Genomic DNA, 23,255 nt, shown 5'->3' on the forward strand with positions numbered 1-23,255 from the left:
CCAGACCGCTCACATTATCGACAACGATTATCATTAGCAATCAGCGCGGGCTCACCCGCTCCGCTGCGCCGCCAGCAGATCGAGCGCGATATCGGTGATCAGATCCTCCTGGCCACCGACCAGGCGGCGCTCACCGACGGCGAGCAGGATCTGCCTGGTGTCGAGGCCGTACTGCTTCGCGGCGGCCTCGGCGTGCCGCAGGAAGCTGGAGTAGACCCCGGCGTAGCCGAGCGTCAGGGTCTCCCGGTCGACCTGGACCGGGCGGTCCTGCAGCGGGCGCACGATGTCGTCGGCGGCGTCCTGCAGCGCGAACAGGTCGCAGCCGTGCTTCCAGCCGGAGTGGTCGGCGACCGCGACGAAGGGCTCGATCGGGCAGTTGCCCGCGCCCGCGCCGTGCCCGGCCAGCGAGGCGTCCACCCGGATGACGCCCTCCTCGACCGCGACCACCGAGTTCGCCACCGAGAGCGAGAGGTTCTGGTGCGCGTGGATGCCGATCTGGGTGCCCGGGTCGAGGATGTCGCGGTAGGCGCGCACCCGGTCGCGGACCCCGTTCATGGTGAGCCGCCCGCCGGAGTCGGTGACGTAGACGCAGTGCGCGCCGTAGGACTCCATGAGCTTGGCCTGCTGCGCCAGCGCCGCCGGCTCGGCCAGGTGCGACATCATCAGGAAGCCGCTGACGTCCATGCCGAGCTCGCGGGCGGTGCCGATGTGCTGGGCGGAGACGTCGGCCTCGGTGCAGTGCGTCGCCACCCGCACCGAGGTGACGCCCATGGCGAAGGCGCGCTTCAGCTCGGCGACCGTGCCGACGCCGGGCAGCAGCAGGGTGGTCAGCTTCGCCCGGTGCACCACCGCGGCGGCGGCCTCGATCCACTCCCAGTCGGTATTGCTGCCCGGGCCGTAGGTGAGGCTGTGCCCGGCCAGGCCGTCACCGTGGGTGACCTCGATGGCGTCGACGCCCGCGGCGTCCAGCGCGGCGGCGACCCGGCCGACGTTCTCCGGGGTGATCCGGTGCCGCATGGCGTGCATGCCGTCACGCAGCGTGACGTCCTGGATGTAGAGTGCGGCGCCGTCGACGGCGCTGGGGCGGGTGGTCTCGGTCATCGGACTGCCTCCGAAAGCAGGGTGTCGGCGATCTGCTCCGCGACCTGCAGGGCGGCGGAGGTCATGATGTCGAGGTTGCCCGCGTAGGCGGGCAGGTAGTGCGCGGCGCCCTCGACCTCGAGGAAGACCGCGACCTTCCACAGCCCCGGCCCCCTGTCGACCCCGCCGGTGAGGGTGGTGACCGGCTCGGCGTCGTCCAGCCGGGTGAACTGCACCTCCTGCTTGAGCCGGTATCCGGGGACGTACTTCGCGACGGCGGCGACGGTGTTCCGCACCGACTCCCGGATCGCCTCCTGATCGGGGTCGCTGACCAGGGTGAGCACGGTGTCGCGCATGATCAGCGGCGGCTCGGCGGGGTTGAGCACGATGATCGCCTTGCCGTGCGCGGCGCCGCCGACCTTCACGATCGCCTCCGAGGTGGTCTCGGTGAACTCATCGATATTGGCGCGCGTGCCGGGCCCGGCCGACTTCGAGGCGATGGAGGCCACGATCTCGGCGTAGTGCACCTCGGTCACCGCGGCGACCGCGGCCACGATCGGAATGGTGGCCTGCCCGCCGCAGGTCACCATGTTCACGATCGGGGCATCGATGTGCTCGTCCAGGTTCACCGTCGGCACCACGAACGGGCCGACCGCGGCCGGGGTGAGGTCGATGATGCGCTTGCCGTAGGGGCGCAGCGCCTCGACATTGGCCAGGTGCGCCTTGGCCGAGGTGGAGTCGAAGACGATCTGGATCTCGTCGAAGAGCGGGTGCTCGATCAGCCCCCGCACCCCGCTGTCGACGGTGGCGACACCGAGTCTGCGGGCGCGGGCGAGGCCGTCGGACTCGGGGTCGATGCCGACCAGCACGGCGATCTCGACGTGCTCGGCGACGCGGAGCAGCTTGATCATCAGGTCGGTGCCGATATTGCCCGACCCGATGACCGCGGCTTTGATCCGGCTCATGCTTTCCTGCTTTCGGGAGTGGTGAACGTGGCGGTGACGCTGCCGATTCCGGCGAGCTCGGCCCGGTAGGTGGCGCCGGGCGCGACCGGCGCGAGCGGGCCGAGCGCGCCGGAGAGCACGATCTCGCCCGCGCGCAGCGGGGAGCCGAACTCGCGGGCGGTGTTCGCCAGCCAGGCCAGCGCCGCCCACGGGCTGCCGAGGCAGTCGGTGCCGCGGCCGGCGGAGATCTGCTCGCCGCCGGAGGTCAGCACCATGGTGACCTGCTCCAGGTCGGGGGCGTCGGCGATCGGCAGCGAGTCGCCGAGCACGTAGAGCCCGGAGGAGGCGTTGTCGGCGACGGTGTCGGCGAACTGGATGTCCCAGTTCGCGACCCGGCTGTCCACGATCTCCAGCGCGGCGTGCACCGTCCGCACGTAGCCGGGGGCATCGGCGGCGGTGATCGGGCCGGTGATGTCGGCGGCGAGGGTGAAGCCGATCTCGGCCTCGATGCGCGGCTGCAGCAGCCTGCCGAAATCCACCTCGGCATCGCCGGAGCAGTCGAAATCGTCGAGCAGCACCCCGAAGTCGGGCTGCTCGACGCCGAGCTGGCGCTGTACCGCGGGCGAGGTCAGCCCGATCTTGCGGCCGATGACGGTGCGGCCGCCGGCGAGCAGCGCCGCGAGGTTGCGCTGCTGGATGGCGTAGGCCGACGCCAGGTCGTCCGGGGCGATCAGATCGCGGATGGGGGCACAGGGAATGCCGGTCGCCGCGGCGGCGGCGAGCCGTGCGGCCGCCGCCTCGATCGTCTGGGGTTGCACCGTTGTCATGGTTCGTACGGTAGGCCCGCCGCGCGGCCGTGAATAGGATCTGTCCCATGAAACGGGACAACCTGTCGCTGCTGCAGCGCTCGGCGCTGGTGCTCGACGCCTTCCCCGGCGGCACCGCGCTCTCCCTGGCCGAGGTGGCGGCGCGTACCGGGCTGCCCCGCTCGACCACGCACCGGGTGCTGACCGGGCTGGTCGAACTGGGCTGGCTGGCCCGCACCGGCGGCGGCTTCGAGCTCGGGCTCGGGCTGTTCGAGCTGGGCGAGCGGGTCGGGCTCAAATACCGGCTGCGCTCGGCGGCGCTGCCGTTCATGCAGGATCTCTACGCGGTGACCGGGCAGACCGTGCACCTGGCGATCCGGGACGGGCTGGACGCGGTGTACGTGGAGAAGATCCACGGCCACGCCGCGCTGCCGCTGCCCTCGCAGATCGGCGGCAGGCTCCCGCTCACCTGCACCGCCGTCGGCAAGGCGCTGCTGGCGCCGGAGCGGCCGGAGGTGCGGGCCGCCGCGCTGGCCGCGCCGCCGCGCAGCTACACCGGCAACTCGATCACCGATCCGGCGCGGCTGGCCAGGGAGCTGGAGGCGGTGCGGCGCACCGGGGTCGCCGTCGAGCGCGAGGAGTCCGCGCTCGGCTGCTGCTGCGTCGCCGCGCCGGTGCTGCAGGCCGGGAGCCCGATCGCCGCGCTGTCGGTCTCGGTGCCGACCGCCGTTTTCGCGCCCGAACTGCTCGCCCCCGCCGTCCGCACCGCCGCCCTCGCGCTCGGCCGCGCGCTCTCCAAGGGCCCCGCGACCGAACTCTGACCCCGGGGCCCGATACCGAGCGTTACCCGCCAGGGCAATCCAGCACCCGGCCGGCGGCAGGGCGGGCCGCGCCGGTGGCTGCGGCGCTGGTCCGCGAGGCCTGGAGAGCGGCGTTGCCCGCGACGGGCCGGTCGGGCAGAGTAGCGAACGGTGTGCCGGGAAGTCTGGTCGGCACCCGGCCCCCGCCGCGGGCCGGGTACCTCGATGAAGGGACCCGCGATGCCGAGCCTCCTTCGCCCGGGCTCCTGGGCCGAAGCCCAGCGGCTCGCCGCGATCCTGCGCACCGAGACCGCGGGCGGGCTGCTGCTGATCGCGGCTGCCCTCGTCGGCCTGATCTGGGCGAACAGCCCGTGGTGGCGCGGGTACGAGTCGCTGCGCGATCTCCGGGTCGGCCCGGCGGCGCTGCACCTCGACCTCAGCCTGCACGCCTGGGCCGCCGACGGCCTGCTCGCGATCTTCTTCTTCGTGGTCGGCCTGGAGCTGAAGCGCGAGTTCATCGCCGGTGACCTGCGCGATCCGCGCCGGGCCGCGCTGCCCATCCTCGCCGCGGTCGGCGGAATGATCGTGCCCGCGCTGATCTTCGTGGCGGTGACCGCGCGCACCGGCGGCGACGCGCTCGCCGGCTGGGCGGTGCCGACCGCGACCGACATCGCCTTCGCGCTCGCGGTGCTGGCCCTGCTCGGCGCACACCTGCCCGCCGCTCTGCGCACCTTCCTGCTGACCCTCGCCGTGGTCGACGACCTGCTCGCCGTCACCGTGATCGCCGTCTTCTACACCGACGACCTGCGGCTCGGCTACCTCGCCGCGGCCGCGGTGCCGCTGGCGGTGTTCCTGGTCGCGGCCAGGCGCCGCGTTCCCGGATGGCTGCTGCCGGTGCCTGCCGTGCTCACCTGGTGGCTGGTGCACCAGTCCGGCGTGCATGCCACGGTGGCCGGGGTGCTGCTCGGGCTGGCGGTGCCGGTGCTGGCCGCGGGCTCCGACGGCCCCGGCCCGGCCGAGCGGCTCGAGCACCGCCTCCGCCCGCTCTCGGCCGGCTTCGCCGTCCCGGTCTTCGCGTTCTTCGCCGCAGGCGTGCACCTGGGCGGCGCGAGCGCCTTCGGCGCGGCGCTGCGCGACCCGATCACCGTCGGGGTGGTCGCCGGGCTGGTGCTCGGCAAGGTGGTCGGCATCGTCCTGACCAGCTACCTGCTCGCCACCTTCACCCGCTCCCGCCTCGACGACGACCTGGCCTGGGTGGATGTGCTCGGGGTCGGGCTGCTGGCCGGCATCGGCTTCACCGTCTCGCTGCTCATCGCCGACCTCGCCTACGACGACCCGCTCGCCACCGACCACGCCAGCATCGGGGTCTTCCTCGGCACCGTCACCGCCGCGATCCTGGCCGCCCTCGTGCTGACCGCCCGCAATCGCGCCTACCGGCGGATCGCCGAACGCGAGCAACGCGACGACGACAACGACGGCATCCCCGACATCTACCGCCCCTGAGTCAACGCCCGCGGTGGAGCAGCCGGGACAGCCGCCAGCGCGCATCGCCCTCCTGCGGCCCCAGGTAGAGCACCACGACCCCGGCCACCACGATTCCGGCCAGGTTGAGCGCCAGCTGCCCGATCGACATGAGCGCCGCGTGCCACTCGCCGATCGTGCTCGCGACCACCGCGAACCCGGCCGCGGGCACCGTCGTCACCGAGATGAAGACGCCGACCAGCGCCGCCGATTTCGCGGTGCAGAGCGCCAGCATCCCGGCCGCGCCCGCGAGCACCGCGACCACCAGCGAGAACGGCCCGACCTGGTAGATGAAGTCGACATTCTGCGCCGTCTCGAACCCGGTCAGCGTGATCCAGCCGAACTGCTCCCAGCACAGCGTCGCCGCCAGCGTGATCGCCATGGCCACCGGAAAGCCGGCCAGCAGCGCCAGCGCCGAGCGCCACACCAGCGCCCGATCCCGGCGCACGACGCCGACCGCGAACGCGGCGAGCGGGCCGAACTCGGGGCCGACCACCATGGCGCCGACGATGGTGACCGACGAATCGGTGGCGACCCCGACCGCCGCGAGCAGGCAGGCGATGGTGAGGAAGGCGAGGAACGAGGCGCTCAGCGTCGACTCCTCGTGCGTGCGGGCCAGCAGTTCCTCCCACACCACCGCGTCGGTCGGCTCGCCGGGCGCCGCCTCGTCCGCGCGCTCGGCGGCGGCGGAGAGCACCGTCTCGATCGGCTCCAGCGTGATGGCGCCGGAGCGCGCCAGCCCGAGCCGCTCGAGTTCGGCGAGCACGGTGTTGGCCGCCTCGCGGGCCACGTCGGCGTGGATCAGATCACCCTCCGGCGCCAGCGCGGCGCCGGGCAGCAGCGACAGGTGGGTGACGCCGGGGTCGGCCCGCAGCGCCGCCAGCACGTCGGGGGTCGAGCCGGCCGGACTGATGATGCGCAGGTGCAGCACGCCGGGCTCCCTCCGATTCCGCCCGAGGTGGGCTCCGCAGAATCTACCGGCGCTCCGCCCTCGCCGCCCCCGCCGCACCCGCCGTCACGAGCCGCGTACCGCGCGCGACATGTTTGCCGACAGTGTGCTGCATCGGATCGGGCGAGCGGAGGCACGGTGGGCGGCGACGGTGCCGGACGGAAGGACGATCCACCGCCGGCGCTCTGGGCGGAGCGGCTCGCGGAGTCCGCGTGCTGGCGGGTCCGCGTCCGCGTAGACGGCCCGCACGACGACAGCGGCGCGGTCACGGTGACCACGCCGGTCTGGTCCGACGGCCCGGCCGTCACCCAGATGCGCGGGCTGGTCGCCGAATTCGGCACGCTGGAGCCGCGCACCACCGGCACCGCGCTCGGCTTCGCGCACCGGCACACCGCCCGCGGCCGCGCGCCCGGCGTCCTGGCCTGGCTCGACCGCGACCCGGACGGTGCGGCCAACGGAGGCGATCGTCGCCCGGACGGCCGCCGAGCAGATCGGCTACCCGAAAGGCGGTGGCCGCGCACCGGCAGCTTCGTGCCACGGGTTTGCTCGGCCTCGGTTCACAGCGCAACGAGTCACCATGCCCGCGCTGCGGCTGCTGCGGGCGGTCCGCCCGCGCCGACGGCCGGGCCGCCGCGCTGCGCTGGCTGGACGGGCCGGCCGAGGAGCCGGGCACCCGCCTGACCGTGGTGCGCCGGGCCCCGCATCGGAGGTGATAACTCCGCTTTCGCTGGCGAAAATCATTGTGGCAGAACAGAAGAATCATCGTTCCATAACGTGAAATTCTGGCTAGGCTGCCGTCCGTGAGAATCCCGAGACTCGGTGTCCGCGCCCGAGTCCTGGCCGTCGCGCTGGTCCCGAGCGTGGCGGTGCTGCTCGTCGGGAGCGGCACCGTGGCCTCCCTGGTGTCCGAGGCCGATTTCGCCGCCGAGTGGGCGACGCAGATGCAGCAGACGCTGCCGCAGACGGTGCAGGTGATCGGCGCGATCCAGGGCGAACGCCTGGTCACCATGGCGCACCTCGCCGGCGACAGGGCGGCCACCGCCCGGCTCGCCTCGGCGCGCGCCGCGATGGACGTCGCCATCCGCAAGGCCTTCGAGGTGCAGGAGGCGATCAACACCATCGACCCGGGCGCCAGGATGCAGAACGACGCGTTCAACCAGCTCACCGAGGTGCTGGTGACGGTGCGGGCGGGTGCCGACGCCGGTGCGCTTCCGCTCGATGACGCCTACCGCTTCTACAACGGCATCCTGGACACCATCCTCGACGGCACCGCCAACGCCAGGAACGCCACCCCGGACGCCGAGGTCGCGGTGCAGATCGCCGACGGCGTGCGGCTGCTGCGGGCCGCCGAGAGCATGTCCCGCGGCAACGCACTCGGCTACGCGCTGGACACCGCCACCACCGCGACCACCGCGAACGCCGCCGAACTCACCAGACAGGCCGGGTACTACCGCACCGAACTCGCCGCCTTCACCCGTGATATCGATGAACGCGACCGGACCAGGACCACCGAGCTCATGGCGACCCCGGCCTGGCAGGTGCTGGAGGCGACCGAGCGGGCCGCGCTCACCCGCGCCGCGCTGCGCGCCACCGAGGCCGACGACCTGCCCGCACTGCCGGTGACCCCGCAGGAGTGGCAGGTCGCCGCCGCGGACGTGAGCGAGCGCATCCTGAACCTCTGGGTCACCCAGAGCCACGACACGCAGGCGCTCGCCACCGCGAACGCCGATGTCACGGAGCGCAATTCGCGGCTCGCCGCGGCGGCGATGCTCACCGTCTCGCTGCTCGCGCTCGGTGTCTCGCTGCTGCTGGCCAACCGGATCCTGCGCCGGCTGCGGCGGCTGCGCGCGGAGACCCTGGAGCTGGCCGACCACCGGCTGCCCGAGGTCATGCAGCAGCTCGGCGCCGACCGCACCGTCGACCCGGCCACGGTGGCACCGCGGCTGGATTTCGGCTCCGACGAGATCGGCCAGGTCGCCTCGGCCTTCGAGCGCGCCGCGGCCTCGGCCATGCGGGCCGCGGTCGCCGAGCGCCGCACCCGCGAGGGCGTGCGCACGGTCTTCCTGCACATGGCGCGGCGCAGCCAGGTGGTGGTGCACCGGCAGCTGGAGCTGCTCGACGACGCCGAGCGCGCGCAGGAGGATCCGGAGCTGCTCGGCACCCTGTTCAAGCTGGACCACCTCGCCACCAGGGAGCGGCGCAACGCGGAGAACCTGATCGTGCTCGGCGGCGGTCAGGTCGGGCGGCGCTGGCGGCACGCGGTGGCGCTGATCGACCTGGTGCGCTCGGCGGTCGGCGAGACGCTGGACTACTCCCGGGTCCGGGTGGCCCGGCTGCCCGAGCTGCACATCATCGGCGGCGCGGTCGCCGACCTGGTGCACCTGCTCGCCGAGCTGACCGACAACGCCGTGACCTTCTCCCCGCCGCAGTCGCGGGTGGAGATCTCCGGCACCGCCGACAGCCGCGGCGTGCTGCTGGTGATCGAGGACCAGGGCACCGGCATGATGCCCGCCGACATCGTCCGGGTGAACGCCACCCTGGCGAACCCGCCGGACTTCGGCACCGCGGGCGATTCCCGGCTCGGGCTCTTCGTGGTGGCCCGGCTCGCCGCCAGGCACGATATCGAGATCGAGCTGGGCGAATCGGTCTACGGCGGCATCCGCGCCACCGTGCTGATCCCGGCCCGGCTCGCCGTCTCGGAGCCGGTCCCGATGCGAGGCTGACCTGCCGACGAATTGGGCTAACATCTAGCGACCCTCAGCGATAAGGTATGCGCACCCGGATATACGACCTGCTCACGCCCCGGAGGACGCCATGACCGCCGCCACCCATCAGGAGCACACCGACCACGAGCACGCGCACGGCGAAGGCTGCGGCCACGTCGCCGTCCCGCACGGCGACCACATCGACTTCGTGCACGACGGCCACCTGCACCGCGCCCACGACGGGCACTTCGACGAGTGCGAGCCCGCCGGGCACCACGCCCACGAAGGCCACGCCCACGAGCACGGCGAAGGCTGCGGCCACGTCGCGGTGCCGCACGGCGACCACGTGGACTACGTGCACGACGGATGCAGGCACGCGGCCCACGACGGCCACTACGACGAGCACTGACCTCGGTCAGACCACCTTGGCCGCGATCAGCAGCTCCCAGATCGCGCCCTGATCGACCACCTCGACGCCGAGCTTCTCGGCCTTGGCCAGTTTGCTGTCGCCCACCCCGGCGCCGGTGATGAGCATGTCGGTGCTCGCCGAGACCGAGGAGGCGGCGGTCGCTCCGGCCTTCTCGCAGAACCGCTGGAAGGTCGGGCGGGCCACCTTCTCCCCCGAGCGCGGGTCGGCGATGGCGCCGGTGATCACCACGGTCTTGCCCGCCAGCGGCGCTCCAGCGGCGACCACCGGCGGCAGATCCTCGGACCGCACATCCAGATTCACGCCCCGCTCGCGCAGCCGCTCGAGCTCCGGGCGCAGCCGGGTCAGGTGCTCGACCAGCGAGGCGGCCACCTTGGGGCCGATGTCCTCCACCGCGACCAGCCGCTCCTCGCCGGCGTCGGCGACCTCCTCCAGCGACCCGAACCCGGAACGGGCCAGCCGTGCGGCCGTGCCGTCCGAGGCCATCGGGATCGCCAGCCCGATCAGCGCCCGGCGCAACCCGACCTGGCGGCTCCGGTCGATCGACTCGATCATCCGGGTCGCGGAGACCTCACCCACCCGGTCGAATTCGAGCAGCCGCTCTTTCGTGAGCGTGTAGAAATCCGACGGATTCTCCAGGATCCCCGCCTCGGCCAGCCGCTCGATCCACTTCTGCCCGATGGCATCGATATCGGCCGACGCACGTGAGGCCCAGTGGATGAGCCTGCGCACGGTCTGCGCGGGGCAGGCGGCATTGGTGCAGAACAGCTCCCGGCTGTTGCCCTGCTCGAGCACCGGCTGCGCGCACGAGGGACAGACGGTCGGAACCTCGATCTCCTGCTCCTCGCCGGTCCGCTTGGCGGCGTCCAACACCCCGGCCACGAACGGGATCACGTCTCCCGCGCGGCGGACCAGCACGGTGTCGCCGACCTTGATGTCGCGAGCCCGGATCACCTCCTGGTTGGCCAGCGTCGCCCTGGTGACCGTGGTCCCGCCGACGAACACCGGCTCCAGCCAGGCCACCGGGACGATCTTGCCGGTCTTGCCGACATCCCAGATCACCTCGTTGAGCAGCGTCGTCTTCTCCTCGGCGGCGAACTTGAACGCCAGCGCCCCGCGCGGGGAGTTCGAGCGCGTCCCGGCGGCGGCGTAGGCGGCGCGATCGGCCAGCCGCAGCACCGCCCCGTCCAGGTCGTAGTCGAGATCGTTGCGGCCCTGCTCGATCGCGGTGATCGCCGCCTGCGCGGCCTCGGCGTCGGCGCACACCTGCATGGCCGCGCCCGCGACGCCGATCGCGGCGAGCCCCTCGCCCAGGTCGGAGGCGGCGCCGCCCTCGGAGGTGTCGAGGTCGAACCCGAAGAACTGCAACCGGCGCTCGGCCACCGTGGCCGGATCCTTCGCCCGCAGCGTGCCCGCGGCGGCATTGCGCGGATTGATCAGCGGTTTGTCCGGGTGCGCGGTGTTGTAGGCGAGGAACGTGGAGCGCAGCATGACCGCCTCCCCGCGCACCTCGACCCGCCCCGGCACCTCGATCCGCTCCGGCACCCCGTCCACCAGCGCCCGCACCAGCGGCGTCACGTCGTCGCCGGTCGTGCCGTCGCCCCTGGTGACCGCGCGCAGCAGCGCACCGTCGTCGTAGACCAGCGCGAGCGAGAGCCCGTCGAGCTTGGGCATCACCGCCACCGGCTGGCCGGGGAAGCGCTCGAAGAAGGCCGCGACCTGCTCGGGCTTGGTCGCCTTCTCCAGCGAGAGCATGGGCCGCGAGTGCCGGACCGGGGCGTGCAGCACGGCGGGCGCGCCGACCTGCTCCAGCGGGTTCGGGTCCGGCGCCAGCTCCGGATGCTCGGCGATCAGCGCGCGCAGCTCGTCCTCGACGACGTCGTACTCGGCGTCGGCGACCAGCGGCGAACCCCGGTAGTAGGCATCGCGCATCGCGACGATGCGATCGGCGAGTTCTCGGATACGTTCCCCGGCTTCCACGCCCCAGAACCTACCCAGCGACACCGACAGAAGTTGCCCCGGCCACGCCGGGCAGAATGCGACGGCGTGCGACCCACTCCGATCACCGCCGACCTCGTGCGCGGCGCCGCCGAACTGGAATCGACCCCGCGCGGGCTCCGGCCGCACCGGCTGCCCGGCTGGGCTCGCCGCCAGTTCCCCGACCCCTACCTGGGGCAGATGCAGGCGCAGACCGCCGGGGTGCGGCTGGTCCTGCGGACCGCGGCCACCGCGCTCACGCTGACCACGCACCCGTCCCGGCTCTCCTACCGGGGACTACCCCGCCCGCGCGGCCGGATCGACGTGGCCGTCGACGGCGCGGTGGTGCTGCGCGACGAGCTGACCGGCGGCGACCACACCGAACTGGACCCCGCGACCGGGGCCGCGACCCCGCATCCGGGCCTGTCGCACACCACCGCGGTGGCCGGCTTGCCGGGCCGGGAGACGACGGTGGAGATCTGGCTCCCGCACAACGAGTCGGTCGAGCTGGTCGCCCTGCACGCCGACGCGCCGATCACCGCGGCCCCCGGGCCCGGCAGGCGCTGGGTGCACTACGGCAGCTCGATCAGCCAGGGCTCGAACGCTTCCGGGCCGACCGACGTCTGGACGGCGATCGCCGCGCGGGCGGCCGGGGTGCAGCTGCGCAACCTCGGCTTCGGCGGGAACGCGCTCGTCGACCCGTTCGTCGCCCGCACCATCCGGGACGCCCCCGCCGAGCTGATCAGCGTGAAGCTCGGTATCAACGTGGTGAACGCGGACGCCATGCGGCTGCGCGCCTTCGTCCCCGCCGTGCACGGCTTCCTCGACACCCTCCGGGACGGGCACCCCGACACCCCGCTGCTGCTGATCTCTCCGCTCCACTGCGGGATCCACGAGCACACGCCCGGGCCGGGCGCCTTCGACCCGGCGAGCATCGCCACCGGGACGCCGCGCTTCATCGCCACCGGCGACCCGGACGACGTCCCGCGCGGCAGGCTCACCCTGACCGTGGTCCGGAAGGCACTGGCCGAGATCGCCGCGCAGCGCGCCGACCCGAATCTGCACCACCTCGACGGCACCGCGCTCTACGGCCCCGCGGACGCCGAGACCCACCCGCTGCCGGACGGGCTGCACCCCGACACCGCCGCGCACCGGATCATCGGCACCCGCTTCGCCGAGTACCTGCGGCGGTTCTGATCAGGGGTTGATCCAGGAGCCGATCGGGGTCGGCGGCAGCGCGCGCACCACGCCCATGAGCGGGCCGCACCAGAAGCTGGACGACATGCAGACGAAGGCGCCGGTCTTGTCGTAGTTCCAGGCGTCGCCCTTCCAGCCCCAGGTGAGGCCGTCCTGCGACGGGCTCATCGGACACTCCTGCGGCGCCGCGCCGACGCACGGCCCCTCGATGTTCCAGGGACCGACCGGATAGGCCGACGCCGCGGGCGCCAGCAACGCACCGGCGCACGCGATACCGGCGCCGGCGACCAGGGTGGCGAGAATGGGACGTTTCATGCTGGGCTCCCTCTGAGCGACGATGTGACCGGTTCCGCCCAGTGCGTCGGGGTACCGATCCGCATCGTTACCGCTCGCCGACGGTCACGATTCGGCTGCCTGCCGCGAGCAGCGTGGAGGCGGTGAGCCCGAACATCGTATGGAAACTGTCGCTGAAGTGGCTGGGTGAGGCGAAGCCCGCGTCCGCCGCCGCCCGGGTCAGGTCGCCGCCTGCGGCGAGGGCGTGCCCGGCCCGCAGCATCCGGGCCCAGAGCCGGTAGCGGCGGAAGCTGGTGCCGGTCTGCGCGGCGAAGAGATGCAGGAAGCGCGAGGTCGAGAGCCCGGCCGCGGCCGCGAATCCCGCCGCGCCCGGTGCATCGGCCGGATCTGCGAGCAGCGTCCGCAATACTTCAGCAATCCTGGCGTCGGCGGGCGTGCCCGCGATCCGGTAGTCGAAGAACATCCGCCCCGGCCCCGCCTCGATCCGATGCACCGTGCGGGGCGGGATGCGCGCACCGCGCACCCGGCGCCTGACCCCGGCGACGGTCAGGTGGAAGGGCTCGTCCACCCCGACGGCGTAGCAGGGGACGGCGGTGCTGTGCGCGTCGAGCCGCAGCGAGGGCCCGAGGTAGGCCGCCCGCCCCGGCCACAGCCAGATCGTGGACGCCGTCATCGCACCAGCATCGCGGATGACCACCGCCGCCGCTTCCGGAAACGTGCTGCGGTCAGCTGCTGCCGAACCACCCCGGGCCGAAGTAGTCGCTCGGGACCGGCCGGTCCGGCTCGTGCCGCGGCGGCTCCTTCGGCCGGTTGCGCTCGTGCGGGTAGCACCGCTGCCCGGGCAGGGTGACCCCGTCCCAGACGTGGCAGTCGAAGGGCGCGGCGGCCCCCGCCTGCTGATCGGGAGCGGCGGCCGCGGGCGCGGCGAGGGCGAGGAGCGGGGCCGCGGCGCAGAGGCCTGCGACCGCGAAGCGAGCGAGGAGGGAGCGAGATTCGGTTCGGCCGGGCACGGTGGATCCTTTCACTGCGGGGTCGAGCACCCTCCACCCTGCTCCGCCCGGCGGCCGAAAGCTAGGCCGCCGCGTAGGCGACTCCGGTCAGTTCCTCGCAGAGCCGCCAGCTCCGCTCCGCGTCGGCGGTGCCGCGCAGCGATCGGAAGAGCTTCTGCTCGCCCGGCGCACCGCCGAGGTGCCCCGGCCCGGACGGCCCGTAGAGCCGCCCCGGCCCGGCCTCCGGCGCGGTGGCCGCGTACAGCGCGGGGAGCCCCGCGGTCTCGGCGGTGCCGAGCAGGATGCCGCGTTCGGAGAGCCACCGGATCACCCGCACCTGCGTGGTGTCGGTGGTGCGGCCCACCTCGGGGCGGGCGGCGAGCAGGCTGGTCGGGGCGACGCCGGGGTGCGCCAGATTGGCGGTGATCCCCCACCCCGCGGCCCGGCTGCGCCGGTCGAGCTCGAGCCCGAAGAGCCCGAGCGCGATCTTGGACTGCCGGTAGGCGCGCATGCCGTCGTAGGAGCGCTCCCAGTTCGGGTCGGCCCAGTTGATCGCCCCGCTGTTCGCGGCGATGCTGAGCTGCGCGGTGACCCGGGCGGCGCCGGCCCGCAGCAGCGGGAGCAGCTCCGCCACGAGGGCGAAGTGGCCCAGGTGGTTGGTGCCGAACTGCAGCTCGAAGCCGTCGGCGGTGCGCTGCAGGTCGGGCGGGGTCATCACCCCGGCATTGTTGATCAGCAGGTGGATCGGGGCGCCCTCGTCCCGCAGGCGCTGCCCGAGCGCCGCGACCGAGGCGAGCGAGGAGAGGTCGAGCTCGCGCAGCGAGACCGCGGCGCCGGGCGCCGCCGCCCGGATCCGGTCCAGCGCCGCGGCACCCTTCCCGGCGCTGCGGACCGGGAGCACGACCTCGGCGCCTGCCGCGGCCAGCCTGGTCGCGATGCCGAGCCCGATGCCGTCGCTGGCGCCGGTGAGCACGGCGCGCCGTCCGGTCAGCGGCGGCACGGTGATGTCGATGGTTCTGCGTGGCACGGGGTCCTCCTCGGTTCGGGTGGCTCCACCGTCACCGTTTCGCGCGGGCCCGTCCAGGGATCGTCGATCCGTGGCTCGCACGCGGTCCTGCCAGTAGAAACGAAGCAGGACGAGCGGAGGAGCGGCCATGATCGATCGACCCGGGCTTGCCGAGTTCCTGCGCCGCCGCCGGGCGGCGCTGCAACCCGAGGACGTCGGCCTCCCGCGCGGGCCGCGCCGCCGGACCAGCGGGCTGCGCCGCGAGGAGGTCGCCGCGCTCTGCCACATGTCGGCCGACTACTACGCCCGGCTGGAGCGCGAGCGCGGGCCGCGGCCGTCGGTGCAGATGCTCGCCGCCATGGCGCAGGGGCTGCGGCTCACCCTGGACGAGCGCGACCACCTGTTCCGGCTCGGCGGGCACAACTCCCCCGCCCGCGGCGCGAGCGGGGAGCACATCGGCGCAGGCATGCTCCGGATCTTCGACCGGCTGCAGGACACCCCCGCCGAGATCGTCACCGAGCTCGGCGAGACCCTGCGCCAGACCCCGCTCGGGGTCGCGCTCACCGGCGACACCGCCCGGCTCACCGGCCCGCTGCGCAGTATCGGCTACCGCTGGTTCGCCGACCCCGCCATCCGGGAGCGCTACCACCCGGCGGACCACGCCTTCCTCTCCCGGGTCTACGCCTCGGGGCTGCGCGAGGTGCTCACCCGCCGCGGCCCCGGATCCCGCGCCGAGCACTACGCGGAGTTGCTGCTCGCCGCCAGCCCCGAGTTCCGCGCGCTCTGGGAGGCGCACGAGATCGGCATCCGCCCGGCCCGGGTGAAACGGCTGGTGCACCCGGAGGTCGGGGAGCTGGAGCTGCACTGCCAGACCCTGCTCGACCCCGAGCAGGCGCACTACCTGCTCGTCTTCACCGCCGCCCCCGGCAGCGCGAGCTACGAGAAGCTCCAGTTGCTCGGCGTGCTCGGCACCCAGACGATCCCCTGAGCACGACCCGGCGCGCAGCCCCGGCCTGCCGTAGGGCGCCGGGACCGGAAACTCCGCTGTGTGAAAGCCTGCGTGGGCATGCCGGAAATCCTGCCGCGGATTCCGAGCGGAGAACGCGCTCAGGCGAAGTCGGTGAGGAAGAGCGCCTCGGCGAGCGCGGTGCGCCGCAACTCCTCCGGGTCGACGCTCTCGTCGACGGCGTGGATCCGGCACAGCGGTTCCTCGACGCCGAGCAACGCGATCTCGGCGCGCGGCACCACCTCGGCCAGCACCGTGCAGAGCGGGATCGAGCCGCCCTGCCCGGAGCGCACCACCTCGGCGCCGTAGGCGGTGCGCAGCGCCGCGGTGAGCGCGCGGTAGCCGGGGCCGTCGGTGGCGGCGGCGAACGGCGCCCCGATCGCCTGCGCCTCGACCGTCACCTCGACCTGCCAGGGAATGTGCGCGCGCAGGTGGGCGGCGAGCGCGTCGTAGGCGGCGCGCGGGTCGAGCCCGGGCGGCACCCGCAGGTTCAGCAGCGCGGCAGCCTCCGGGATCACCGCGGCGACGGCATCGGCGGTGCCGGGGGCGTCGATGCCGATCACGGTCACCGCCGGACGCGCCCACACCATGTCGGCGGGGGTGCCGGTGCCGAGCAGTTCGGTGCCCGGCAGCGCGGTGGCGTCGGCGCGGAAGACCTCGGGCGGGTACGGGGCGCCGGTCCAGCGCTGGTCGCCGGGGACGCCGTCGATGGTGGTGTCGCCCGCGGCGTCGCGCAGCGAGGCCAGCCCGTGCAGCAGCGCGGCCATGGCGTCCGGCGCCGCGCCGCCGAACTGCCCGGAGTGCACCGCGGAGCCGAGCGCCCGCACGGTGACCTTCGCGTTCACCACGCCGCGCAGGCTGGTGGTGAGCGTCGGGGTGCCGACGGCGACATTGCCGGTGTCGCCGATGACGATCATGTCGGCGTCGAAGAGCTCGGGGCGCTGCCTGGCGAGGTCGTCCAGCCCGGCGCCACCGGCCTCCTCCGATCCCTCGGCCACGATCCGCACCGCGCAGCCGGTGGCCCCGGCGGCGCGCAGCGCGGTCAGGTGCGCGACCAGGTTGCCCTTGCAGTCCGCCGCGCCCCGGCCGTACCAGCGGCCTGCCCGCTCGGTGAGCTCGAACGGCGGCGAGCTCCAGCGCTGCTCCGGCCCAGGGGGCTGCACGTCGTGGTGGCTGTAGAGCAGCACCGTTCGCGCCGCGGCGGTGGCCCCGGGGCGGTACCCGACGACCGCGGGGCTGCCGTCCGAGGTCTCGATCACCTCGACCTCGAAACCGAGCTCGGCGCAGGCCTTCGCGGTCCACTCGGCCGCACCCCGGCAGGCCGCACCGCTGCCCGGCTCGAGGTGCACCGAGCGGTACGCCACGAGTTCGGTCAGATCGGCACGGGCCCGCGTCATCAGCTCGGCGACGCGGGTGCTCAGCTCGGTACTCACGACCTACACCGTAGGCGCTGCTACAGCACCGGCAGCGGATGCGAGGGCGGGAAGACCACCGGCAGCGTGGCCAGCGCGCGGTGGAACGGGCCCGGCCGCCAGACCAGCTCGTTCGGCGGAACGGCGAGCTCCACCTCCGGCAGCGTGTCGAGCAGCTGATCGATGACGTCCTGCGCGAGCAGCAGCCCGTACGGCCGGGCCTGCGCGGGGCAGGCATGATCGCCGCTGCTGAAGGCCAGATTCCAGCCGTTGCCCTCGAACTCGCCGGTGTTCATCTCCGGGTCGGTGTTGCAGGCGGCCATGCTGATGATCACCGGCTCGTTCGCCTGCAACCAGACGCCCTCGACCTGGATCGGCTGGCGCGGATAGGTGATGCAGTAGTTCGCCATCGGCGGATCGGTGGCGAGCCGCTCCTCGAGCGCGGCCCTGGTGGAGAGCGGAACCCGGCCGTCGGAGCTGGTGAAGCGCGGGTCGGTGAGCATGAGCAGCAGGGTGTTGGCGATCAGGTTCACCGGCGGCTCGACGCCGGCGGCGAAGAACAGCACCAGCTGGTGCACCATCTCCTCGTCGGTGAGCCCGGCGGGGTGCTGGATCAGCCGGGTGGTGATGTCGTCGCCCGGATGCGCGCGCTTGAGCGCGGTCAGGTCGAGCAGCGCGTTGCCCATGATGGCGTTCACCGTCTCGGTGTCGACGCCGTCGAACATGGCGGCGCTGGCGGCGGCCACCTGCTCGCCGATCTCCGGCGGGCAGCCGAGCATCTGGCACAGCACCGAGAAGACCAGCGGCAGCGCGTACTGGTTCAGCAGGTCCGCGCTGCCCTCCCGGCAGAAGGTGTTGACGATCGGGACGGCGGAGGTCTCCACGATCGAGCGCAGCGAGTTCAGGTCGATCCCGGCCAGCGCGACGTTGATGGCGTCGCGGTAGCGGGCGTGCTCGGCGCCGCTGGTGCGGATGGCGTTCGGCCGGTACTCGATCATCGGCATGATCGGGATGTCCTGCGGCGCGGTCTTCTGCCAGACGCTCGGGTCGGCCGGAAAATGGTGTGCGTCACCGAGAATGCGCACCGCGGTGCTATACTTGATCACCAGGGTGGCGGGCACGCCGGGCCACATCTCGACCGGCACCAGTGGTCCATAATTGTTTCTGCGCATCTGGCGGTACGCCTCATGGGGGTCGGCCGCGAATTCCTGGGTGTAGATCGGAATTCGGGGGCCGATGGACTCGATCGACCGCTTCGGGTTGATGGTTGTAGCGGTGGCACCCTGGAGCGGGTGATGCGGATGCACGTAATCTCCTCGATCTCGGGTTGCGACAGGGTAGCATCGGCGGCGCCGATCGGCGCTGCGATCCTGCCCCACGGCGTGACCCAGACTCTAAGTGCGCGTTGATCTTTGCGCAGCACACTGTAGACGGCCGCCGCGCCGGGGGATGCCGCGGCGGTACGCGGAATCCCCCGGCGGGCGTGACCGTATCCGTCCGGGGTCACGGGTGTCGCACCCGGGACCATCCGCCCGGGCGCCCTACGGCACCCGGGCCGAGGGGATCATCCCCGGTTCGGGTCGTGGATGCGGTCGTCCCAGGCGGCGGGCAGATCATCGGAGAGTACCGGAGCACCGAGGATCGCGTCGTCGAAGCCGAAGGCGTCGAGCAGCGCGGGCAGGTGGCCGGCGAGTTCGTCGATGGCCCTGGCCAGTTCGCGCTTGGTCACCGCCGCCGCGGCGGGGTCGAGCAGTCCGCGGGTCAGGTACCAGGCGGCGTGCCGGTCCAGGTAGTCCAGCGCGAAGACGTCCCGCACGGCCACGATCTCCGGGTGCGCGGCGTGGCCGTGCAGCAGCCCTAGCGCCTCCTCGGCGCAGTACGCCTCGGCCAGGTCGAGCGCCTGCGGGATCACCGCGAGCCGATCGGCCAGCGCCGGGGTCGACAGGTGCTCCTGCGCCTCCTGCACGATCGTCAGGGTCCTCGCGTTCAGCGCCCGCTCCCGGTCGGCGGCGTCCGCCGGGTCGTAGAGCACCGGCTCCGGCGGCGTCTTCCCGGCCAGCTGCCTGGCCAGCACCCGCCCGGCCACCGAGCCGAGCACGGCGCAGTCGCCCTCCCCGGTGATCGCCGCGTGGCAGACCCCGAGGTAGTCGGCGACCCGGTTGGCGCTGAACATGCCCTGCGCGCCCATCTTGATCCGCGCGTGCGTCACCGTCTCCAGCGCGTGCAGCTGGATGAACGGCTTGGCCAGCATGACCGAGACCACGGTGTCCCGGTGCGTCAGATCGCTGTCGGCGAGCGAGGTCTTGACCGCGTTGCCGTAGATGGTCCGGACCACGGTGCCCGCCAGGTCGGTGAGCAGCGTGTCCCGCACGTGCGGGATATCGATCATCAGCGGGACGTCCAGCGGGGTCAGCGGGACCAGCCGCTTGCCCGCGTAGCTCAGCGCGATGTAGAGCGCGGAGCGGGCCGAGGCGTTCAGGCAGGACGAGAGCGCCAGCCTGCCGACGGTCAGCTGGCTGATCGCGGAGGGGAATCCGCGCTTGCGGCTGGTCTCGTCCCGCCAGGTGAGCACGCCCGCGTCGTCGATCGTGGCGAGGTCGTTGCTCAGCCAGGCGCTGCGGTCGACCCGGAGGCCGTCGAAGCTGATCACCGAGTTGTCCATGATCACCAGCGGCTGGTGATCCAGCTGGGTGATCGAGACGCCGGGCGCCGGGTCGCCGTTGGCGTCGCGCAGCCGCGCGGCGAACAGGTGCACGCCCTGGTCGACGCCTGCCGCGTCGATGAAGCGCGCGCCGACCACGCAGACCCGGGACACCGGAATCCCGACGCTAGGCATGAACTTCCGGTCCCGCGGCGTCGGGGTGTTGATGACGAATCCGTCGCCGTCCCAGGTCGCGGTGGTCTGCATGAACCCGATGTTCGAGCCGCAGCCGTACTCGGTCAGCAGCATCACGCCGATCGCCGAGGCATCGTCGAGATCCTGCAGGTACGGCTCCGCCGCCTCGGCGTCGGTCAGCGTCGCGAGGCTGCCGGAGGCCAGGTTGTAGTGCCCCGAGATCAGCGGGATCAGATCGGTCGCCAGCACCGCCGCCCAGTCGAATACCGCGAACAGCTCGGGCAGCTCGGTCGCCACCGCCTTGGTGCTGCCGATCTCCTTGACCAGGTACCGCAGCTGGGCGTACGCGTTCTCGCGCCGCTGCTCCTGGCTCTGCTTGTCCGTGACCAGATAGTCCGGACTGCTCAGGATCTCCTGTAACCGCCGATGGAATTCCGGACTTCCGTGCCGGAGAAAATCAGAAAGCGTTCCACGCTCATCAGACCCCTGCTCAACCATTGACTTGCTCCTACCCTTTTCCGACCCCCGGCCCCACCGCCGGGGTGACGTTCAGGCCATCGCCGCCGCCTCACGGCTCGACGAGGCCGACCGGTGCCGTAACAGCGCACCGGAGGAGCGAAAGATGGTTCTCCCGTACGATTTCACGGGATCACACACCTTCCCCCCGGAACCGCCCGCGCGCACCAAGAAGAGTCGCGGGCGTGTAGCAGAGGATTCCCCGGGCCACGGCCGAGTGGCTGGGCAGCAGTGCCGCCCGTTCCGCTCGGTTCGGGCGGGCGGCGCCGTTTTCGATTGACCGGACCGGCCTTCGAGCGCGCCTACCTGGGGAGTCGCCGGTGCTGCAACGTTCGATTTGAGCGACCGGGACACATGACCAATTGTGCCACAGCAACTCTCGCCCGTCAGCGCGAACCGATGGCTGTCCAATAGCTGCCGATTAGCTTCGAACCCCGTCGGGGCGTTGTCCCCCGTATTGTTTCCGAATGGCAGCCACGCAGCCGATACCGTGCCCCGCCCCCTCTCCCCGTTTGCCGATCGGTCGCCTCCGCCGACATCGAATCGTAAAAGATCTTCGGCGGAGCGCGCGATCAGCGCCCGTAGCGCTCGTGCAGCGCGGCGGCGAGCACCGCGTCGCCGTGCGCCGACGGGTGGAACGGGAGTCCGACCGGGTCGGCCCGGGGATCCAGCACGCCGTTCAGCCACGGCGCGGCCGAGCACAGCCCGTGCCCGGCGGTGAGCGCCCTGGTGTCGAGGAAGTCGATGCCGAGCTGCGCGGCCGCCGCCCGCTGCGCGGCGTCGATCCGGTCCAGGTACTCGATCAGCCCGCCGCCGCGCGGCTGGACGAAGGCGCCCGCGCCCAGGATGTTCAGGCACACCGAGTCCTGGCCGGACGGAAAGAGCTCCGGGTACCCGACCAGCACGATCCGCGCGTTCGGCGCGTAGTAGCGCAGGTACCGCACCACGTCGCCGATTCGGGCCGCGTAGGCCGGGCCGGTGACCGCGCGGAAGTCGGTGATCCGGCCCGCGGCCGCGGCATCCCGGTCGCAGCCGTCGGCCAGGTTGAACACGCACGGGATGAGCGAGGTCCAGAGCGTGGCTCGGTGCTCGGTGCCCCAGTCGTCGTTGAGCCCGAACTGAATCGCCACCATGCGGGTGCGCGGGCCGAAGCCGCCCGCCCGGTCGGCGTCGAGCGTTTCGCGCACCAGCGAGTAGCCGCGGTCCGATTCGATGGCCGCGCCGGAGCAGGAGCGGTCGAGGAAGTCCGGAGTGTTCGCCGTACCCGTCAGGCGGCTCAGCTGGTTGGGCCAGGAGGTCTCGCCGCGCAGGCATTCCTCCGCGTCGGCTTCCCAGCGGAAGCCGTTGGCGGCGAACGAGTCACCCAGCACGACCAGCGCGCTGCCGTCACCGTCGGCCCGGGCCGCTGGCGCCGAGGGGACGAGCGCGGCGACGGCAAGTGCCAGCGCTCCCGCCCAGCGCGCCGCGCTCCCGATCACGCCCGGCCCCCGGCTCCCGGCCGGAAGCCGGCGGCGACCGGCGGCGGCGGCGCCTGCTCGCTCCCGGCCCGCACCGTCACCCCGCGGGCGCCGACGACCGCGAAACCCATCCGCATCGGTTCTCCGTTCCTCCGCCGTGCGCACGAGCCACACGAACCGATGCCACCCTGTCGCACGGGGCGGCGATCGCCGAGCCCCCAATTTTCCGGGGACGGACCGGGTTCGGGCCGCGGTCAGCCGGGCTCGGTCATGGCGAGCAGCTCGGCCCTCGCCAGCGCGGGCTCCGCGGCGGTGAGGTACGGGCTGGACCGATGTGCCGGTACATCGCGGTGGCCGCGACGTCGAGGCGTTTGCCGATGCTGCGCATGTTCAGCCCGTCCGGCCCCTCCTCGTCGAGCAGCGCGACGGTCGCGCAGATGATCCGGTCGCGCTGCACTTGAACCAAGTAATAGTCTGATCGCCCGGAGGAGCACCCGATGAACGTCGTCGTCGCCGCAGTAGGGTCGGGAGATGGCTGTACGGCGCCTCGAACTCCCGGCTCTCGACCCCGTCCTCGACGACCGCGCGCTGCGCGAGCTCTACCCCTATCCCCCGGCGCTCACCCGGCCGTACGTGCGGGTGAACTTCGTCAGCAGCATCGACGGCGCCATCACCGACGGCGACACCGTCGCCGCCCTGACGACCCCGGCCGACAAGGCGCTGTTCTTCGCGCTGCGCGCCGTCGCGGACGCCGTGCTGGTCGGCGCGGGCACCGTGCGCGCGGAGAACTACGGCCCGGCCGGTGGTGACGAGGAGGTGCGGCGATGGCGCGTCGAGCACGGCCTGGCACCGATCCCGCCGGTGGTCGTCGTCTCCGCCTCGGCCCGGATCGAACCGGACTCCCGGCTGGTCACCGCCGCGTCGATCGCCCCGGTGCTCGTCACCGCGGCTGCGGCCGACCCCGAGCGCGTGGCAGCGCTGGAACGGGCCGGAGTCCGGGTCATCCGGTGCACCGGCCCGACGGTGACCAGCCCCGAACTGCTCGCCGCGCTCGTCGACCTCGGCCTGTATCGCGTTCTCTGCGAAGGCGGGCCGACCCTGCTCGGCCAGTTGCTCGACGACGACGCGGTGGACGAGCTGTGCGTCACCACCTCCCCGCTCGCCGTCGGCGGAGCGGCGAGCCGGATCGCGCACTCGCCCAGCGCCGCCCGGCGGCCCATGCGCCGGGGACTCACGCTCGCGGACGACGACGGCACCCTCCTGGTGCAGTGGATCCGCGACCGCGGCTGAGCGCTGCCATCGGCACCCCGAGCGCGCCCCGCGCCATCCGCCC

General features: G+C 72.8%; 22 protein-coding genes. 8 read left to right on the plus strand and 14 right to left on the minus strand.

Annotated features, from left to right (window positions below):
• Window positions 1–51 precede the first annotated feature (51 nt).
• The 3 genes from dmpG to ACFO0B_RS12570 are packed head-to-tail and all read right to left on the minus strand — an operon-like array spanning window position 52 to window position 2,851.
• Window positions 52–1,101: a 4-hydroxy-2-oxovalerate aldolase gene (dmpG, locus tag ACFO0B_RS12560; protein ID WP_378612577.1), complete on the minus strand. Its 1,050-nt coding sequence runs from the start codon at window positions 1,099–1,101 to the stop codon at window positions 52–54.
• Complete coding sequence (locus tag ACFO0B_RS12565) at window positions 1,098–2,045, minus strand: acetaldehyde dehydrogenase (acetylating) (RefSeq protein WP_378612578.1); 948 nt, start codon at window positions 2,043–2,045, stop codon at window positions 1,098–1,100. Before ACFO0B_RS12565 ends, dmpG begins: the two co-directional genes overlap by 4 nt.
• Entirely contained in the window at window positions 2,042–2,851 is an 810-nt protein-coding gene (locus ACFO0B_RS12570) for a 2-keto-4-pentenoate hydratase (protein WP_378612579.1), read from the minus strand. The genes ACFO0B_RS12565 and ACFO0B_RS12570 overlap by 4 nt, the downstream gene beginning before the upstream one ends.
• Before the next feature lie 47 nt (window positions 2,852–2,898).
• On the opposite strand from ACFO0B_RS12570, the gene ACFO0B_RS12575 reads away from it, so the two are divergent.
• On the plus strand, window positions 2,899–3,651 hold the full coding sequence (locus ACFO0B_RS12575) for an IclR family transcriptional regulator (protein WP_378612580.1): 753 nt from the start codon (window positions 2,899–2,901) through the stop codon (window positions 3,649–3,651).
• A 219-nt stretch (window positions 3,652–3,870) separates the two neighbouring features.
• Complete coding sequence (gene nhaA, locus ACFO0B_RS12580; protein WP_378612581.1) at window positions 3,871–5,133, plus strand: Na+/H+ antiporter NhaA; 1,263 nt, start codon at window positions 3,871–3,873, stop codon at window positions 5,131–5,133.
• 1 nt (window position 5,134) lies between these two features.
• Here nhaA and ACFO0B_RS12585 read toward each other — a convergent pair whose 3' ends face one another.
• Entirely contained in the window at window positions 5,135–6,082 is a 948-nt protein-coding gene (locus ACFO0B_RS12585; protein WP_378612582.1) for a DUF389 domain-containing protein, read from the minus strand.
• Between the two features lie 156 nt (window positions 6,083–6,238).
• Between ACFO0B_RS12585 and ACFO0B_RS12590 the strand changes: the two genes are divergently transcribed.
• The 3 genes from ACFO0B_RS12590 (at window position 6,239) to ACFO0B_RS12600 (ending at window position 9,214) form a co-directional block, all read left to right on the plus strand.
• Complete coding sequence (locus tag ACFO0B_RS12590; RefSeq protein ID WP_378612583.1) at window positions 6,239–6,781, plus strand: hypothetical protein; 543 nt, start codon at window positions 6,239–6,241, stop codon at window positions 6,779–6,781.
• Between the two features lie 119 nt (window positions 6,782–6,900).
• Complete coding sequence (locus ACFO0B_RS12595) at window positions 6,901–8,823, plus strand: sensor histidine kinase (protein WP_378612584.1); 1,923 nt, start codon at window positions 6,901–6,903, stop codon at window positions 8,821–8,823.
• 91 nt (window positions 8,824–8,914) lie between these two features.
• Window positions 8,915–9,214 carry a hypothetical protein gene (locus tag ACFO0B_RS12600; RefSeq protein ID WP_378612585.1) on the plus strand — a complete coding sequence of 100 codons (300 nt, stop codon included), beginning with the start codon at window positions 8,915–8,917 and terminating at the stop codon, window positions 9,212–9,214.
• Window positions 9,215–9,220: 6 nt separating this feature from the next.
• On the opposite strand, the gene ligA is transcribed toward ACFO0B_RS12600, so the two are convergent.
• The gene (ligA, locus tag ACFO0B_RS12605) at window positions 9,221–11,236 is read right to left on the minus strand and encodes an NAD-dependent DNA ligase LigA (RefSeq protein ID WP_378612586.1); all 2,016 of its coding nucleotides are present in this window, start codon (window positions 11,234–11,236) and stop codon (window positions 9,221–9,223) included.
• A 42-nt stretch (window positions 11,237–11,278) separates the two neighbouring features.
• On the opposite strand from ligA, the gene ACFO0B_RS12610 reads away from it, so the two are divergent.
• On the plus strand, window positions 11,279–12,406 hold the full coding sequence (locus ACFO0B_RS12610; protein ID WP_378612587.1) for an SGNH/GDSL hydrolase family protein: 1,128 nt from the start codon (window positions 11,279–11,281) through the stop codon (window positions 12,404–12,406).
• On the opposite strand, the gene ACFO0B_RS12615 is transcribed toward ACFO0B_RS12610, so the two are convergent.
• From ACFO0B_RS12615 to ACFO0B_RS12630, 4 genes are all read right to left on the minus strand, one after another.
• Entirely contained in the window at window positions 12,407–12,721 is a 315-nt protein-coding gene (locus tag ACFO0B_RS12615) for a hypothetical protein (protein ID WP_378612588.1), read from the minus strand.
• Window positions 12,722–12,788: 67 nt separating this feature from the next.
• The gene (locus tag ACFO0B_RS12620) at window positions 12,789–13,373 is read right to left on the minus strand and encodes a helix-turn-helix domain-containing protein (protein WP_378612589.1); all 585 of its coding nucleotides are present in this window, start codon (window positions 13,371–13,373) and stop codon (window positions 12,789–12,791) included.
• 52 nt (window positions 13,374–13,425) lie between these two features.
• Entirely contained in the window at window positions 13,426–13,710 is a 285-nt protein-coding gene (locus ACFO0B_RS12625) for a hypothetical protein (protein WP_378612590.1), read from the minus strand.
• Window positions 13,711–13,771: 61 nt separating this feature from the next.
• Window positions 13,772–14,716 carry an SDR family oxidoreductase gene (locus ACFO0B_RS12630; RefSeq protein ID WP_378612591.1) on the minus strand — a complete coding sequence of 315 codons (945 nt, stop codon included), beginning with the start codon at window positions 14,714–14,716 and terminating at the stop codon, window positions 13,772–13,774.
• Between the two features lie 127 nt (window positions 14,717–14,843).
• Here ACFO0B_RS12630 and ACFO0B_RS12635 point away from each other — a divergent pair, with 127 nt between their 5' ends.
• The gene (locus tag ACFO0B_RS12635; protein WP_378612592.1) at window positions 14,844–15,683 is read left to right on the plus strand and encodes a helix-turn-helix transcriptional regulator; all 840 of its coding nucleotides are present in this window, start codon (window positions 14,844–14,846) and stop codon (window positions 15,681–15,683) included.
• Between the two features lie 119 nt (window positions 15,684–15,802).
• Here ACFO0B_RS12635 and ACFO0B_RS12640 read toward each other — a convergent pair whose 3' ends face one another.
• The 5 genes from ACFO0B_RS12640 to ACFO0B_RS12660 all read right to left on the minus strand — a co-directional run bounded on the left by ACFO0B_RS12640 (window position 15,803) and on the right by ACFO0B_RS12660 (window position 22,379).
• On the minus strand, window positions 15,803–17,134 hold the full coding sequence (locus ACFO0B_RS12640) for a dipeptidase (protein ID WP_378612593.1): 1,332 nt from the start codon (window positions 17,132–17,134) through the stop codon (window positions 15,803–15,805).
• Window positions 17,135–17,154: 20 nt separating this feature from the next.
• Window positions 17,155–18,261 carry a cytochrome P450 gene (locus tag ACFO0B_RS12645; RefSeq protein ID WP_378612870.1) on the minus strand — a complete coding sequence of 369 codons (1,107 nt, stop codon included), beginning with the start codon at window positions 18,259–18,261 and terminating at the stop codon, window positions 17,155–17,157.
• A 416-nt stretch (window positions 18,262–18,677) separates the two neighbouring features.
• Entirely contained in the window at window positions 18,678–20,447 is a 1,770-nt protein-coding gene (locus tag ACFO0B_RS12650; protein WP_378612594.1) for a hypothetical protein, read from the minus strand.
• Window positions 20,448–21,037: 590 nt separating this feature from the next.
• Window positions 21,038–21,943 carry an SGNH/GDSL hydrolase family protein gene (locus tag ACFO0B_RS12655; RefSeq protein WP_378612595.1) on the minus strand — a complete coding sequence of 302 codons (906 nt, stop codon included), beginning with the start codon at window positions 21,941–21,943 and terminating at the stop codon, window positions 21,038–21,040.
• A 247-nt stretch (window positions 21,944–22,190) separates the two neighbouring features.
• Window positions 22,191–22,379: a TetR/AcrR family transcriptional regulator gene (locus ACFO0B_RS12660; protein WP_378612596.1), complete on the minus strand. Its 189-nt coding sequence runs from the start codon at window positions 22,377–22,379 to the stop codon at window positions 22,191–22,193.
• Window positions 22,380–22,453: 74 nt separating this feature from the next.
• On the opposite strand from ACFO0B_RS12660, the gene ACFO0B_RS12665 reads away from it, so the two are divergent.
• The gene (locus tag ACFO0B_RS12665) at window positions 22,454–23,212 is read left to right on the plus strand and encodes a pyrimidine reductase family protein (protein WP_378612597.1); all 759 of its coding nucleotides are present in this window, start codon (window positions 22,454–22,456) and stop codon (window positions 23,210–23,212) included.
• Window positions 23,213–23,255 lie beyond the last annotated feature (43 nt).

This window comes from Nocardia jiangsuensis, from assembly GCF_042650385.1.
GTDB classification, from domain to species: domain Bacteria; phylum Actinomycetota; class Actinomycetes; order Mycobacteriales; family Mycobacteriaceae; genus Nocardia; species Nocardia jiangsuensis.